Origin of the sequence: Mycobacterium sp. RTGN5, assembly GCF_033804465.1 — a bacterium.
Classification (GTDB): Bacteria; Actinomycetota; Actinomycetes; order Mycobacteriales; family Mycobacteriaceae; genus Mycobacterium.
Genome location: NZ_JAPZLA010000001.1, coordinates 2198420 through 2212791, shown reverse-complemented (window position 1 = coordinate 2212791; position 14372 = coordinate 2198420). Strand labels below are relative to the sequence as shown.

General features: G+C 67.1%; 14 protein-coding genes. 4 read left to right on the top strand and 10 right to left on the bottom strand.

The genetic code is table 11. From position 1 onward, the window contains the following. Positions 1-582, bottom strand: coding sequence for a DUF1707 SHOCT-like domain-containing protein (locus tag SLQ31_RS10790; RefSeq protein WP_413641724.1), 582 nt, complete (start codon positions 580-582; stop codon positions 1-3). Positions 583-645: 63 nt separating this feature from the next. Between SLQ31_RS10790 and SLQ31_RS10785 the strand changes: the two genes are divergently transcribed. Beyond that, positions 646-1035, top strand: a complete 390-nt coding sequence (locus SLQ31_RS10785; protein WP_319432156.1) for a Rieske (2Fe-2S) protein — start codon at positions 646-648, stop codon at positions 1033-1035. A 1-nt stretch (position 1036) separates the two neighbouring features. Here the strand turns inward: SLQ31_RS10785 and SLQ31_RS10780 are convergent, their stop codons facing one another. The 4 genes from SLQ31_RS10780 to SLQ31_RS10765 form a co-directional block, all read right to left on the bottom strand. Next, positions 1037-1951, bottom strand: a complete 915-nt coding sequence (locus SLQ31_RS10780; protein WP_319432154.1) for a nitronate monooxygenase — start codon at positions 1949-1951, stop codon at positions 1037-1039. A 464-nt stretch (positions 1952-2415) separates the two neighbouring features. Beyond that, complete coding sequence (locus SLQ31_RS10775) at positions 2416-3279, bottom strand: cyclopropane mycolic acid synthase family methyltransferase (protein WP_319433026.1); 864 nt, start codon at positions 3277-3279, stop codon at positions 2416-2418. A gap of 135 nt (positions 3280-3414) precedes the next feature. Beyond that, positions 3415-5238, bottom strand: coding sequence for a penicillin-binding transpeptidase domain-containing protein (locus SLQ31_RS10770; protein ID WP_319432152.1), 1824 nt, complete (start codon positions 5236-5238; stop codon positions 3415-3417). Positions 5239-5368: 130 nt separating this feature from the next. Continuing rightward, entirely contained in the window at positions 5369-6460 is a 1092-nt protein-coding gene (locus tag SLQ31_RS10765) for a family 16 glycosylhydrolase (protein ID WP_319432150.1), read from the bottom strand. On the opposite strand from SLQ31_RS10765, the gene SLQ31_RS10760 reads away from it, so the two are divergent. Continuing rightward, the gene (locus SLQ31_RS10760) at positions 6450-6734 is read left to right on the top strand and encodes a hypothetical protein (protein ID WP_319432148.1); all 285 of its coding nucleotides are present in this window, start codon (positions 6450-6452) and stop codon (positions 6732-6734) included. The two genes, SLQ31_RS10765 and SLQ31_RS10760, sit on opposite strands and share 11 nt — an antisense overlap. A gap of 47 nt (positions 6735-6781) precedes the next feature. Here SLQ31_RS10760 and SLQ31_RS10755 read toward each other — a convergent pair whose 3' ends face one another. The 5 genes from SLQ31_RS10755 to SLQ31_RS10735 all read right to left on the bottom strand — a co-directional run bounded on the left by SLQ31_RS10755 (position 6782) and on the right by SLQ31_RS10735 (position 12639). After that, positions 6782-7636 (bottom strand): GNAT family N-acetyltransferase, encoded by an 855-nt coding sequence (locus SLQ31_RS10755; RefSeq protein ID WP_319432147.1) that lies wholly within the window; start codon positions 7634-7636, stop codon positions 6782-6784. 47 nt (positions 7637-7683) lie between these two features. Next, the gene (gene ispG, locus SLQ31_RS10750) at positions 7684-8823 is read right to left on the bottom strand and encodes a flavodoxin-dependent (E)-4-hydroxy-3-methylbut-2-enyl-diphosphate synthase (RefSeq protein ID WP_319433025.1); all 1140 of its coding nucleotides are present in this window, start codon (positions 8821-8823) and stop codon (positions 7684-7686) included. Positions 8824-8884: 61 nt separating this feature from the next. Continuing rightward, the gene (locus tag SLQ31_RS10745; RefSeq protein ID WP_319432145.1) at positions 8885-10123 is read right to left on the bottom strand and encodes a M50 family metallopeptidase; all 1239 of its coding nucleotides are present in this window, start codon (positions 10121-10123) and stop codon (positions 8885-8887) included. Further along, positions 10120-11286, bottom strand: a complete 1167-nt coding sequence (gene dxr, locus SLQ31_RS10740) for a 1-deoxy-D-xylulose-5-phosphate reductoisomerase (protein WP_319432143.1) — start codon at positions 11284-11286, stop codon at positions 10120-10122. Before dxr ends, SLQ31_RS10745 begins: the two co-directional genes overlap by 4 nt. A gap of 21 nt (positions 11287-11307) precedes the next feature. Beyond that, positions 11308-12639, bottom strand: a complete 1332-nt coding sequence (locus tag SLQ31_RS10735; RefSeq protein WP_319432141.1) for an APC family permease — start codon at positions 12637-12639, stop codon at positions 11308-11310. 53 nt (positions 12640-12692) lie between these two features. Here SLQ31_RS10735 and SLQ31_RS10730 point away from each other — a divergent pair, with 53 nt between their 5' ends. Together SLQ31_RS10730 and SLQ31_RS10725 are read left to right on the top strand one after the other, a co-directional pair. After that, the gene (locus SLQ31_RS10730) at positions 12693-14048 is read left to right on the top strand and encodes a deoxyribodipyrimidine photo-lyase (protein ID WP_319432139.1); all 1356 of its coding nucleotides are present in this window, start codon (positions 12693-12695) and stop codon (positions 14046-14048) included. 64 nt (positions 14049-14112) lie between these two features. Next, positions 14113-14367: a DUF2631 domain-containing protein gene (locus SLQ31_RS10725; RefSeq protein WP_319432137.1), complete on the top strand. Its 255-nt coding sequence runs from the start codon at positions 14113-14115 to the stop codon at positions 14365-14367. The last annotated feature ends 5 nt before the right edge of the window (positions 14368-14372 follow it).

The window sequence follows — 14372 nt, the reverse complement described above, 5'->3', positions numbered from 1 at the left end:
TTAATGGCGACGCAGCAGCGGACGCTTGGGGCCGCGGACGCTGACCGAACCCATGACCACCCGTCCGGTGAGTACGACGTGCGGGGTGCCCTCGGCCGGCGCGTCCTTGCGGCGGTCGCGGGCGCTGCCGGCGTAGACGGTGACATCGTCGATCGAGGCGCTCGCCCCCGCGGGTAGCCGCAGGTCCACCGAGCCGCGGACCATGTCGAGTTCGATGACGACGACCGGTCCGGCGAAGCGGGCGTTGGTGAGGTCGAGGACGACCGAGCCCATCCGGCGCACCAGCGCCAGCCGGGTCGGCACGGTCCACTCCCCGTGCCGTTTGAGCGAACCCATCCAGCCGCGCAGTTCGACCCGATCGGCCGCGGAGGTCACGATGGCACCCGGTCCGGGCAGGTCATCCACCAAGACTTCGAGGTCGGCGTGCATCCGGGCCGCCGACACCTGCGCCGAGCGGTCCTCGAATTCGCCGATATCGATCAACCCCAGCGCGACGGCGTTGTGCAGCCGCCGCAGTGTTCCGTTGCGGTCAGCATCGGATACCCGCAACGCGGGCGTGTGGTCGATTCCGGTCATAGCCATTCCACGGTACCTGTTCGCCCTGGCCAAACGACCACGTCGGCGTCCCTCGGCTAGCCTGGGCCGATGTTCGCCCTGCCGCGCCGAACCGTTCTGATCGGGGCCGCTGTCGCGCCGATTGCCGCCTGCAACACCAACACCGGCGAGCTCACCGCGTCGCCGACGACGACGGCGCCGGGTCAGGTGCTGGCGGCCACCGCCGACATCCCGGTGGGTTCAGGCAAGGTCGTCGGCGACACCGTGATCACCCAACCCACGGCCGGGGTGTTCGAAGGGTTCGTCGCCCGCTGCACCCACGCCGGCTGCAAGCTGCCTTCGGTGACCGACGGCATGCTCGACTGCCCGTGCCACGGCAGCCAATTCGGTCTCGACGGCGCGGTGCTACGCGGGCCCGCGGTGACGCCGCTGAAACCGGTAGCGGTGAAGGTTCAGGGCGCCGAGGTCGTCGCCGGCTGACTCAGAGCCGAGCCGCGGCGGCGGTCAGCGCGGACTGCGCATCGACCCACGTGCTGCGGACGACGTCGGCGACCGGCAATACCTCGACGATGCGCGAGGAGACCTGACCCGTATTGGCCACGCTCGCCTCCATGTCGCCCTCGAAGTAGAGCTGCGTGACCCCACTGATCAACGGAGCCTCGGCACCCTCGGTCGCCACCCGCCGCGCCAGGCCGACGTGCAACACCCGCATCGTGGGATTGCCCGGCAGGTTCAGCAGGATCGTCCCGGCGTCGTCGGCGGCCACGATGGCGTCCTTGAAGTTGGCGTGCACGGCCGCCTCTCGGCTGGCCAGCATCCGGGTGCCCATCTGCACGCCCTCGGCGCCCAACACCACCGCCGCGGCCGCCGACCGGGCGTCGCAGATACCACCGGCGGCGATGAGGGGAAGGTCGACCTCGTCGGCGATCAGCGGAAGCAGCACCATCGTGGACGCCCCGAGCGCCGATTTGAAGCCGCCACCTTCGACACCCTCCACCACCAGGGCATCGACGCCGGCGTCGACCGCTTTACGGGCACCGTTCAGCGACCCCACGACATGCACCACCGTCATGCCCGCGTCGTGCAGCCGCGCGGTGAACAGACCGGGGTCGCCCGCGGAAGTGAACACGTGCCGCACGTTTGCTTCGACCAGCACGTCGACGATCGACGGGTCGCGCTTCCACCCCTGGATCATCAGGTTGGCGCCCACCGGCCGGTCGGTGAGGTCGCGCACCGCAAACAGGTCGGCACGACCCTCGGGGGTGAGGGTTTCGATGACGCCGAGGCCACCGGCCTCGGACACCGCGGCGGCCAGCGTCGCCCTCGCGATGTAGGTCATCGGCGCCTGGACGACGGGGTAGGTGACGCCAAGCAAACTCTGGATCCGGTTGGTCACGCATCATCTAAGCACACGCGCGGGAGTGCTTGTGCTACTTGATGATTGGGCCTGACGCCGCTCTCGCTCCGCCCACGCCTTCAGTCACCGCACTGACATCGCGTAGATGACCAATGCCACTGTGGCCGCGATGATCAGGGCGACGAGAACATACCGGGCGATGGGGTGTAGTCCGTCGCCATAGCGGGCCTCATATTTGAGTCGCCGCCTGAATCGCATCCAGCGTCGCCGGGTCCAATCTATTGTCACGTGCCGCGCCCCCAACCGTCTCTCGCGTTCGGCGTACCGCTTCCTGAGACGACATCGGCCTTCGGCTATTCACCATCATCCGCGCTGTCGAATTCGACAGATATGTGGTCACCGAGGATTTAACCCAAAAGTTGCCCCCGGTATGCGTTCAGCCGGGGTGGTGGCGCGTTCGCTAAGGCCGGATAGGCGGCGCGGGCAGGAATACGCGAACGGCGCTACTTCTCCAACGTGAACTGACCCACGTCGATCAGGCCGCTACGGAACAAGGGCGGACAGCCGAGCAGGTACTTCATGTAGCGGTCGTAGACCTCCTGGGACTGGATGGCGATGGCTTCGTCCTTGTGGGCTTCCAGCGCGGCCGACCAGTAGTCGAGCGTCGTGGGGTAATGGGATTGCAGTGACTGGAAGCGGGTCACGGTGAAACCGGGCTTGACGGCATGCGCCTCGAGCATCCGCACCGACGGGAGCCGGCCGCCGGGGAAGATCTCGCGGACCATGAATAGGCAGAACCGGGCCATCTCCATGCTCAGCGGTATGGCTTTTTCGCGCACCTCGTCGGGATGCAGACCGAGGATGGTGTGCAGCAGCATGACGCCGTCGGCGGGCATCGCCTCATAGGCGAACGTGAAGAAATCGTCGTAGCGGTCGAAGCCGAAGTGCTCGAAGGCACCGATGGACACGATCCGGTCGACCGGCTCGTCGAACTGCTCCCAGCCGCGCAGCTCCACACGCTTGGACCGTGGGCTGTCCGACGCGGCGAACAACTGCTCGACGTGGGCCTTCTGGTTCTCGCTGAGCGTCAGCCCGATCACGTTGACGTCGTACTTTTCCAGCGCTCGATTCAAGATCGAGCCCCAGCCGCAGCCGACATCGAGCAACGTCATGCCCGGCTGCAGGCCCAGCTTGCCCAACGCCAGGTCGATCTTGGCGATCTGCGCCTCTTCCAGCGTCATACCCTCGTGCTCGAAATAGGCGCAGCTGTAGGTCTGCGTCGGATCGAGAAACAGGCGGAAGAAGTCGTCGGACAGGTCATAGTGCGCCTGGACGTTTTCGAAGTGTGGTTTGAGCTGCTTGGGCATCGCTATGGGCGCCTTCCTGGACATCCGGCAGCATTCACGAATGGCCCCCGACCATGTGCTACCCGGATGTCTCCGCACCCTGACCGTAGCCCACTTCTGGTCGCGCCCGGTGACGAACGAGCCCTTGGCGCGTCATCAGGCCAGATAGTCGTTGGGTAGCTCGCTGAACATCATCTTGACCATCCGGACCGCGTACTCCGAACTGCCGCCGCCCACGATCAGCGCCGCGAACGCCAGGTCACCCCGATAGCCGGCGAACCAGGCGTGCGAGCCGCCGGAGAACTCGGCCTCACCGGTCTTACCGCGCACATCTCCGGAGTCGTTGATGTCCTTGGCGGTGCCGTTGGTGACCACCATGCGCATCATCGGCCGCAAGCCGTCGAGCATGGCCGGCGTGATCGCCGGATGATCACCGCTCTCGGCGGTCTGGCTGCCCACGATCAGGTGTGGGTTCGGGGTCTTGCCGGCGGCGACCGTCGCGGCGGCCAGCGCCATCCCGAACGGGGTGACCAGAACCTTGCCCTGCCCGAAGCCGTCCTCAGTGCGCTCGGCCAAGTTCACCGTCGGCGGCACTGTGCCGGTCACCGTGGTCAGCCCGTCGATCGTGTAGTCCGGGCCGATGCCGTACTGCGAGGCCGCCACCGTCAGCGCGGTCGGTGGCATCCGGCTGGCCAGCTCGGCGAAGGTGGTGTTGCACGAGTTCGCGAACGCCTTGGACATCGGGACCGTGCCGAGGTCGAACTTGTTGTAGTTCGGGATCGTTCGGTGGCCGATGTCGATCTCACCGGGGCAACCCAGCAGCGTGTTGGGGGTGGCCATGTCGCGGTCGATGGCCGCCCCGGCGGTGATGATCTTGAACGTCGACCCTGGCGGATAGAGGCCCGTGGTGGCCGCCGGCCCGTCGACATCGGCGGCCGCGTTCTGCGCCACGGCAAGGATCTCGCCGGTTGACGGCTTGATGACGACCAGCATGGCCTTGCGGCCCTGGGTGTCGACGGCGTGCTGGGCGGCGTTCTGCACCGAGCGGTCCAGCGTGATCGAGATCGACGGCGCGGGCGTGGGCTGCACTTCCTGCAGCACGTCGATGTCGGCGCCGTTCTGGTTGACGCTGACCACCCGCCAGCCGGCCTGGCCGTCGAGCTCATCGAGCACCGCCTTCTTGACCTCGCCGATGACGGCGGGCGCGAAGCGGTCGTCGGTGGGCAGCAGGTCGGCCTGCGGGGTGACGACGACGCCGGGCAGGGCGTCCAGCGCCTGGCCGACCTTGTCGTGATCGGCCGGTCGCAGCGTGACCAGGTCCAGCGGCTTGCTCGAGGAGCTGGCCTGCTCGGCCAGCCGCTGCGGATCCAGGGTGTTGTCGAACTGGCGCAGCTGGTCGGCGACGACCCGCGAGGTGGTCATCAGCTCACTGCCGGCCTTGGCGGCGTCGAGCTGATAGCGGTAGAGGTTGGCAGGGGCCAGCACGTCCGTGCCACCGACCTCGTTGACCGAGGCGCGCCGCGGCGGGTCGGCGCGCAACGAAAAGTGCTGGTGTTCACCAAGTTTGGGGTGTAGACCGGCAGGGGTCCAGCGCACCCGCCAGGTGCCCTCGTCGCGGATCATCTGCAGTACGCCGTCGTAGGTCCAGGTCCGCTTCTTGGGCAGCTGCCAGGTGAAGCGGTAGTTGATGCTGCCGGTGTCCTCGGTGTAGCGCGAGCCGAGGATCTGGGCGTCGAGGTGGGTGGCCTGCAGCCCGGCCCACGCTTCGTTGAGGGCGGCCTGAGCATCGGCGGGCCGGTCGGAGAGCTGCGCGGCGGCGGACGTGTCGCCCTTGGTGAGGTCGGCGAAGAACTTCTCCGCGGCCGGCCCCGGCCCGTCGGGGCGTGGGGTGCACGCCGATAGCGTCGCCGACGCGGCCACCACCGCCAAAATCGAGACGACGCCTGTGACTCGTGTTGCTAATGAGGTGCAAGTAGCCATTGGGACAGATGTTATGAGTCCGTGATCCGAAAGTGGCGTAGGCGCACCGTCGCCCGGAGCCGAACGTCGACTTGATGCGGCCAATCCCTGGTTTCGCCGACCACAACTCGACGTTCGGCGGTCGCAGCCGTCAGATGACCGACGCCAGCGAGTACTCCTTCACCCACGCGACCTGCATCTGAGCGCCCGCGCCGATATCGGCGCCCAGCATGTCCAGCTGGATCGCCAGGTGCATGGGGCCCGGCGGGAACGTCGCGGCATCGGAGGTGGTGAAGATCGGCGTGCCGTCGACGTAGGTGGTGATCTGAGTCGGCGTCCAACTCACCGCGTAGGTATGCCATTGCGTGGCGTCCACCGCCATCGTCGCGCCGGCCTGTTGGTTGGTCGACGAGTAGTGCAAGACCGAATTCACGGCCTGCCGGGCCCCGTCGCCCCAGATCTCCATGAAGTCGATCTCGCCGCCGGTGGGCCAGTTCTCGGCATCCGGCCACAGCAGCAGCACGGGATCGTAGTTGGGCGCACCCGGCGGCACCTTGAGCCGGACCTCCCACGCGCCATACTTCTGGCCCGGCCCCCACGCGATTCCCGCGTCGTTGCCGTCGGCGTCACCGGTGATAGTCATGACGCCATCGGCGAACGAAATCGCGTTCGGTGTGCGATTCCCGTGCTGGGTCTTGCCGGAGTACACCCACCAGTCCGACAGCACCGACGAGTCGGTGAAGTATGCCGATCGCGTCGGCTTACCCCAGGTTCCGACGCCTCCCGAATCGACAGGCGGCGTGGGCGTTCCGAGAACCTTGGCGCTGACCCGGGCAGTCGACCCCCACCCGGGAACCAGCAGGCCCATCAGCCCATGAAAGTGCAATCCGCTGGCGGCATCACTGACGGTGGCGGTGAACAGGTCGCCGGTGCTGGCGACGAAATCCGGCCCCGGCGTGAAGGTGAAATTGCCGCTGCTGTCGATCACCACGGTTCCACCCTTGACCGGATTACTCGTTGTGTACGTGAGGGTGTCACCGTCGGCGTCGTTGCCGATGACCTGTCCGGTGATCGTGCCGTTGTCGTTGACGACGTTCTTCGACGCGTCGTACGAGACGGTCGGTGTCCGGTTGAAGAAGGTGACCTGCACCTGTCGGGCAATGGAATTCAGGAACGCCAGCGGATTGCCCTGTGCCGATGCGCTTTTGGTGGCGGTTGCCTTGGTCGACGTCTTGGCTGCCACCGATGGCGCGGACCGCCTGCCTGCCGTCACCTTTTTCGCGTGCGAAGTCGCAGGTGCGCCAACGGATTGCCGCGCGTGGGCGGAGCTGGACGTGGAAGGCGAGGAGGCCGGCGATGAGGCCGGCGAACTGTCCGCAGCCGCGACGGCGCACCCCGTGGTGATCGAGACGCCAAACCCCAGCGCCATCAACGCACCGAATCCGAACCGACGTGAAGTACGAGACCACCGCATTTGGACCCCCCGACCCAACACCGCGAATTTTGAGCGATATTAAGCCGAGAGCGCGGGGGCTCGCCTCGGATCGAGCAAATTAACTCGGGGTCAGTCGAGCAAGACGGTCGCGAACATCCCGACCTCGGCGAAGCCGACCGTCGCGTAAGCCGCCCGCGCGACCGTGTTGAAGCTGTTGACATAGAGGCTCGCGATCCGCCCGCTGTCGACCACCGCGGCGGCGACGGCCGCGGTGCCCGCCGTGCCCAGCCCGCGTCCGCGCCACTCGGGATGCACCCAGACCCCCTGGATCTGACCGACCGCCGGCGACTGCGAACCCACCTCGGCCTTGAACACCACCTGGCCGTGCTCGAAGCGGGCATAGGCGCGACCCGTCGCGATCAGGCTGGCGACCCGGCGCCGGTATCCCCGACCGCCGTCACCGATCCGCGGATCGATCCCGACCTCGCCGATGAACATGTCGATGGCCGCCACCAGATACGCGTCCAGCTCGTCGACCCGTACCCGGCGCACCGCCGGGTCGACCCGGGACACCGGTGGCACACCGAGCGCCATCAGTGGTTGGTGATCGCGCACATCGCGGGCCGGACCCCAGGCCTGCTCCAGGCGGTCCCACATCGGCAGCACCAGATCGGCCCGGCCGACCAGTGACGAACAGCGTCGCGCGGTGCTCATCGCCTTATCGGCGAACGCATGCAAGTCAGCCTGCGCACCGCGCAACGGGATCAGATTGGCCCCGGTGTAGCACAGCGATTCCTCGGCGCGACGTCGCGTCCAGAGCTCTCCCCCGATGGCCTGCGGCTCGACACCGTGATCGGCCACCCGCGCGGCCACCATGCAGGATCCGACCGGATCGTCGGCCAATACCCGGCCCACCGCCGCGGCATCGCGCACGACTGAGACCCGTCGTTCGTCGGCCAGACGAAACAGTGGCGGAGCCGACATGGCGGATTCTTTCTGCGGGTTGCAAAAACCCCTGCGGGTTTACGCCATCAGCTTACGGTGACCACCGGTGAACCGCTGGCAGATGCGTCCGTGCCGCGTTGCCCGTCGGCAAGTCTCATCGCCTCTTCGATCAACGTCTCGACAATCATCGCCTCGGGCACCGTCTTGATGACTTCACCCTTGACGAAGATCTGGCCCTTGCCGTTGCCCGACGCCACCCCGAGGTCGGCCTCGCGGGCCTCGCCCGGACCGTTGACGACACATCCCATCACCGCCACTCGCAGCGGCACGTCGAGCCCGTCGAGCCCCGCGGACACCGCGTTGGCCAAGGCATAGACGTCGACCTGGGCGCGCCCGCAGGACGGGCACGACACGATCTCGAGCCCACGCGGCCGCAGGTTCAGCGACTCCAGGATCTGGTTGCCGACCTTGACTTCTTCGACGGGCGGGGCAGACAGCGACACCCGGATGGTGTCACCGATCCCGCGGGACAGCAGCGCCCCGAACGCGACGGCCGACTTGATCGTGCCCTGGAACGCCGGGCCGGCCTCGGTCACGCCGAGATGCAATGGGTAGTCCGACTTTTCGGCCAGCAGCTCGTAGGCGGCCACCATCACGACGGGGTCGTTGTGCTTGACGCTGATCTTGATGTTGCCGAAGCCGTGCTCCTCGAACAGCGAGGCCTCCCACAGCGCGGACTCGACGAGCGCCTCCGGGGTGGCCTTGCCGTACTTCTCCATGAAGCGCTTGTCCAGCGAGCCGGCGTTGACGCCGATGCGGATCGGGATCCCCGCCGCGCCCGCCGCCTTGGCGACCTCGCCGACCCGGCCGTCGAATTCCTTGATGTTGCCGGGGTTCACTCGCACAGCCGCGCAGCCGGCGTCGATCGCGGCGAAGATGTATTTGGGCTGGAAATGGATGTCGGCGATCACCGGAAGGTTGCTGTGCTGGACGATTTCGGCCAGCGCATCGGCATCTTCCTGACGCGGGCAGGCCACCCGGACGATGTCGCAGCCGGCGGCGGTCAGCTCGGCGATCTGCTGCAGGGTGGTGTTGACGTCGTGAGTCTTGGTGGTGCACATCGACTGCACCGAGATCGGGGAGTCACTGCCGACGCCGACGTCGCGCACCATGAGCTGACGAGTCTTTCGCCGGGGCGCCAATACCGGCGCCGGCGGGGCCGGCATGCCCAGGCCTATGGAAGTCACTGGTTCATCTCCACGATTTCATCTCCACGATGCGGGCCGACTACTGGAACAGTCGGATTGGGTTGACCAGGTCGGCTGTGACGGTCAACAGCATGTAGCCGACCACCACGACGAGGATCACGTAGGTGGCGGGCATCAGCTTGAGGTAGTTCACCGGCGCCGCGGCGACCTTGCCGCGCGCCGATCGGAGAACGTTGCGGAGCTTTTCGAACAGGGCGATCGCGATGTGGCCGCCGTCGAAGGGCAGCAGCGGCACCAGGTTGATCGCACCGAGCACAAAGTTGAGCTGGGCCAGGAAGAACCAGAACGCCACCCACAACCCGTGGTCGACGGTGTCGCCGCCGATGATGCTGGCTCCCACCACGCTGATCGGCGTTTCGGGGTCGCGCTCGCCGCCGCCGATCGAGTGAACCAGCGCGCCGACCTTGGTCGGGATCTTGGCCAGCGACTTGCCGAGTTCGACGGCCAGGTCACCGCTGAAGCTGAAGGTGGCAGGCACCGCGGTCAGCAGGTTGTACTGGGTGGGCGGGAACATGGCGGCCCCGACACCGACGGCGCCGACGCTGGTGGGGACGGGCTCGCTGCCCTTTTCCTTGGCCGCGTAGCGCTGGGTGGGGGTGACGTCGACGGTGGTCGTGAATTCGCGGGTGGCGCCGTTTTCGGTGCGCTGCACGACGAACGGCGTCGGGCCGGCAGCGCCGCGCACGGCGGTGACCATCTCGTCGAAGTTCTTCACCTGCGAGTTGCCGACCTTGACGACGACGTCGCCGGGCTTGATGCCGGCCAGTGCGGCCGGGCCGGGGCCAGTGCAGTCACCGAGCTTGCCCTTGGTGACTTCCGATGCGACACACTGTGTTTCGCCGACGACGGCGCTGGTCGGGGCATGCAGGTTGGGCAGGCCCCAGATGACGGCGATCCCGTAAACCAGCACCAGGCCGATGATGAAGTTCATTGCCGGTCCGGCGAACAGCACCGCGACTCGCTTCCAGGTGTCCTGCTTGTACATCGCGTACGGGCGCTCGTCGGGGGCAAGTTCCTCCACCGAGGTCATGCCCGCGATATCGCAGAAGCCACCCAGCGGGACGGCTTTGACGCCGTACTCGGTGGTGCCGAGCTTGTTGGGCCGGTGGGTCGACCACAGGGTGGGGCCGAAGCCCACGAAGTAGCGGCGCACCTTCATTCCGGTGGCGCGGGCCACCCACATGTGGCCGCACTCGTGCAGTGCCACGGAGATGAGGATGCAGAGTGCGAACAGCGCAATGCCGATAACGAACATCATCGGATTGAAGCGACCTCCTGTGTGACGGCCGCACGGGCCCGTTCCCGTGCCCATAGCTGCGCGTCAAGTACTTCTTCCACGGTAGCGGGTTCGGCGGCCCACTGGTCGGCGGCGTGCAGGACGTCAGCAATTGTTCGCACGATCGCCGGGAACCCGATCTTGCCGTCGAGGAAGGCCGCGGCGGCTTCTTCATTGGCGGCGTTGTAGACCGCGGTCAGGCAGCCGCCGGTCCGTCCGGCGTGCCGGGCCAGGTCGACGGCGGGGAAAACCGAGGCGTCCAGCGGCTCGAACTCCCAGGTGGAGGCTTTGGTGAAGTCGCAGGCCGTGGCCGCCGTCGGCACCCGGTCCGGCCAGCCAAGGGCCAGCGAGATCGGCAGCTTCATGTCGGGTGGGCTGGCCTGGGCGATCGTGGAGCCGTCGGTGAACGTCACCATCGAGTGCACGATCGACTGCGGGTGCACCACGACCTCGATGCGGTCGTACGCAACGCCGAACAGCAGGTGCGTCTCGATCAGTTCCAGACCCTTGTTGACCAGCGACGCCGAGTTCAGCGTGTTCATCGGGCCCATGCTCCAGGTGGGGTGGGCACCGGCCTGTTCGGGAGTGACGGGCTCGAGCTGGGCCGCCGACCAGCCGCGGAACGGCCCGCCGGAGGCGGTGAGCACCAGCTTGGCGACCTCGTCGGCGCTGCCGGAGCGCAGGCATTGGGCCAGCGCGGAGTGTTCGGAGTCGACAGGCACGATCTGGCCGGGACGAGCGGCCTTGAGCACCAGCGGTCCCCCGGCGACCAGCGATTCCTTGTTGGCCAGCGCCAGCCTGGCACCGCTGGCCAGCGCGGCCAGGGTGGGTTGCAGCCCCAGCGCACCGACAAGGGCGTTGAGCACGACGTCGGCCTGCGTGTTCTCGACCAGCCGGGTGACGCCGTCGGGCCCGCTGTAGGTGACCTCACCGAGCCGCTCGGCGGCCCCCGGGTCGGCGACGGCGATATTGGTCACACCGGTCTCGGCACGCTGGCGGGCCAGCAGGTCGGCGTTTGCGCCACCGGCGGCCAGCCCGACGACTTCGAAGCGGTCCGGGTTCTCGGCGATGACCTCCAGCGCCTGGGTTCCGATGGAACCGGTGCTGCCCAGGATCAGGATCCGGAGTCGGTTGGCGGGGGTCACCCATCAATTGTGCCGCTAATTTCAGCCGGGTTCGTCAATCGCGGAGAGCTCCGGCGGCTTGCGGGTCAATCCCCTGGTGAGGACCAGCAGGTAGATGATGCCCAGCCCCAGCCAACTCAAGCCCAGAATCAGCGCCCGCGAGTCGAGTTGGGTCAGCAGATAGATATCGATGATGACGCCGGCCGCGGGCAGCACGACATAGCGCCAGGGATTCAGCGAATCGGCGCGGTGCCGGACGAAATAACCGATGACAGCAGCGTTGACCAGGGTGAACGCGGTGAACGCGCCGAAGTTGATGAACGAGGTCGATGTGGCGACGTCGAGGAAAATTGCGCCAAGACCGATGATGCCGGCCAGGACGATGTTGAACGCCGGGGTGTGGAACCGCTCGATGATCAGCGCGAAACCGCGCCGCGGCAGCACCCCGTCGCGGCCCATCGCGTAGAGCAGCCTGGCGACAGCGGCTTGAGCCGCCAGACCCGAGGTGAACTGGCCGAGGATCAGCCCCGCCAGGAACACCGCCCCGAACACACTGCCGCCGATGGTCTTGGCGATGTCGTTGGCCAGTGAATCGGAGTTCTCGAACGAACCGCCAGGCGACACGAGCGTGACGAAGTACGAGACGATCACGAAGATGGCGCCACCGACCAGCGCGACGATGACAATCGCCCGTGGGATGGTCCGCGGCGCGTCGTGAGTCTCCTCGGTCAGGGTGCTGACCGCATCGAAGCCGAGGAACGAATACGCGGCGACGGCGGCACCGGCCGCGATCGCCCCGAATCCGCCGGCGCCGGTGAAAGGTGTTGTGGACACCAGGGTTTGGGAGTCAGACACCAAGTGCACGATCGTGAACACGACGAACAGCGCCAGGATCAGCAGCTGGAAGGTCATCAACACGAAGTTGGTGCGGTCGGCGACCTTGAGCCCGATGATGTTGAGCGCGGAGGTGATCACGATGAACGCGACGATCCACACCCAGGACGGCACCCCGGGAAACTGCCCGGACAGATAGGCACCGCCGATCAGCCAGATCACCAGGGGCAGGAACAGATAGTCGAGCAGGATCGCCCAGCCCACAACAAATCCCAGCCGAGCGTCCAGGGCCTTGCGCACGTAGGTATAGGCCGAGCCGGCCACCGGGAAGTGGCGCGCCATCAGGCCGTAGCTCAATGCGGTGAACAACATCGCCACGGTGGCCAGCAGATAGGAGCCGGCACTGCCGCCGTTCGACTTCTCGGCGATCACGCCGAAGATGCCCAGCACGATGATCGGCGCCATGTAGGCCAGACCGAAGAGCACGACCGAGTGCAGTCGTAGCGTCTTCTGCAGTCCTGCGTGATGCTCGGTAGCCACGGGAGCCTCTTTTCGTCTGGGTATCCGATGCCCAGGCAGGGCAGCATAGAAACATGCCGTCCACCCTGCTGTGGTTTCGTCGCGATCTGCGCCTGCACGATCTGCCGTCGCTGGTGGAGGCCGCCGACGGGGCCGAGGTGCTCGGCTGCTTCGTGCTGGATCCGCGGCTGGAGACATCGTCGGGTCCGCGCCGGCTGCAGTTCCTCGGCGATTCGCTGCGCGAGCTCTCCGAGGCCCTCGGTGGCAGGCTGCTGATCACCCGCGGGCGGCCCGAACAACGAATTCCCTTGTTGTGTAAGGAGACCGGCGCCACCGAGGTCCATGTCTCGGCCGACTTCAGCCCGTTCGGGGTGCGGCGCGACGAGGCGGTCGCCGCCGCGCTGGCCGACGCGGGTGCGGAGCTGCGGGCCACCGGATCGCCGTATCTCGTCTCACCCGGCCGTGTCACCAAGGACGACGGGACCCCCTACAAGGTGTTCACGCCGTATCTGGCGAGGTGGCGCGAAATGGGCTGGCGCTCACCCGCACCGTCGGCGACGACGGCGGTGAGCTGGATCGACCCGGCCGGATTGTCGTCGAAGTTCCGGGTGGACGCCCCCGACCCGGGCGCCAACCTGGACCTCGAGGCCGGTGAGGCCGCCGCCCGGGATCGGTGGGCGGAGTTCGTCGACTCCGGCCTGGCCGACTACGCCGAGGACCGCAACCGCCCGGACAAGCCGGGCATCAGCCGCATGTCGGCACATCTGAAGTTCGGCACAATCCATCCCCGGACGATGGCCGCCGATCTGAACTTCAAGGCCAACGGTCCGGGGGCCTATCTGCGGGAGCTGGCGTTCCGCGACTTCTACGCCGCGGTGCTGCACCAGTGGCCGCACAGCGCGTGGTCGAACTGGAACCGCAAGTTCGACGCCATCGACGTCGACACCGGCGCGGGGGCCGACGCGTTGTTCGAGGCCTGGAAGCGCGGCCGCACCGGCTATCCGATCGTCGACGCCGGGATGCGACAGCTGCGCGACTCCGGCTTCATGCACAACCGGGTGCGGATGATCGTGGCGTCGTTCCTGGTCAAGGATCTGCATCTGCCGTGGCAATGGGGAGCCCGGTGGTTTCTCGAGCAGCTGGTGGACGGCGATATGGCCAGTAACCAGCACGGCTGGCAGTGGTGTGCCGGGTCGGGGACCGACGCGGCGCCGTACTTCCGGGTGTTCAACCCGACCGCACAGGGCCAGAAGTTCGATCCCGCGGGCGATTACGTGCGGCGCTGGGTACCCGAGCTCGCCGACCCCGAACTGGCCGGCGCCGACGTCCACAAGCTCACAGGGGGCCGGCCCGCCGGTTATCCGGAGCCGATCGTCGATCACGCAGCCGAGCGCGCCGACGCGTTGCGGCGCTACGGCGAGATCGGCTGAGCTCGCGCCGGGTGCGTGTGCCAGAATTACGGCGATTGCCGATCTGAGTCCGACAGGAGCCGCAATGGTCAGCACCGAGGTGGAGCGCTACACAGAAGTCGACCCCGGCGACGTACCCTCGGCCGCCTGGGGTTGGAGCAAGATCACCCCGCGCACCTGGCACGGTGTCGGCATCTTCATCACCCTCTTCCTGTTGGCGATGCTGAAGGGCAACCACGTCGGCCACGTCGAGGACTACGTGCTGATCGTGTTCGCGGTGCTGGTCTTCGCGGCCACCGTGCGCGACTGGTGGGGTCGTCGCCGCGGCTGGATCCGCTAGTTCTT

Coding starts and splice junctions, on each gene's coding strand:
- SLQ31_RS10755 (WP_319432147.1), bottom strand. CDS start 7,636: ATGTCGGCTCCGCCACTGTTTCGTCTGGCCGACGAACGACGGGTCTCA.
- SLQ31_RS10790 (WP_413641724.1), bottom strand. CDS start 582: ATGGCTATGACCGGAATCGACCACACGCCCGCGTTGCGGGTATCCGAT.
- SLQ31_RS10725 (WP_319432137.1), top strand. CDS start 14,113: ATGGTCAGCACCGAGGTGGAGCGCTACACAGAAGTCGACCCCGGCGAC.
- SLQ31_RS10730 (WP_319432139.1), top strand. CDS start 12,693: ATGCCGTCCACCCTGCTGTGGTTTCGTCGCGATCTGCGCCTGCACGAT.
- SLQ31_RS10775 (WP_319433026.1), bottom strand. CDS start 3,279: ATGCCCAAGCAGCTCAAACCACACTTCGAAAACGTCCAGGCGCACTAT.
- SLQ31_RS10785 (WP_319432156.1), top strand. CDS start 646: ATGTTCGCCCTGCCGCGCCGAACCGTTCTGATCGGGGCCGCTGTCGCG.
- ispG (WP_319433025.1), bottom strand. CDS start 8,823: ATGCCGGCCCCGCCGGCGCCGGTATTGGCGCCCCGGCGAAAGACTCGT.
- SLQ31_RS10770 (WP_319432152.1), bottom strand. CDS start 5,238: ATGGCTACTTGCACCTCATTAGCAACACGAGTCACAGGCGTCGTCTCG.
- SLQ31_RS10745 (WP_319432145.1), bottom strand. CDS start 10,123: ATGATGTTCGTTATCGGCATTGCGCTGTTCGCACTCTGCATCCTCATC.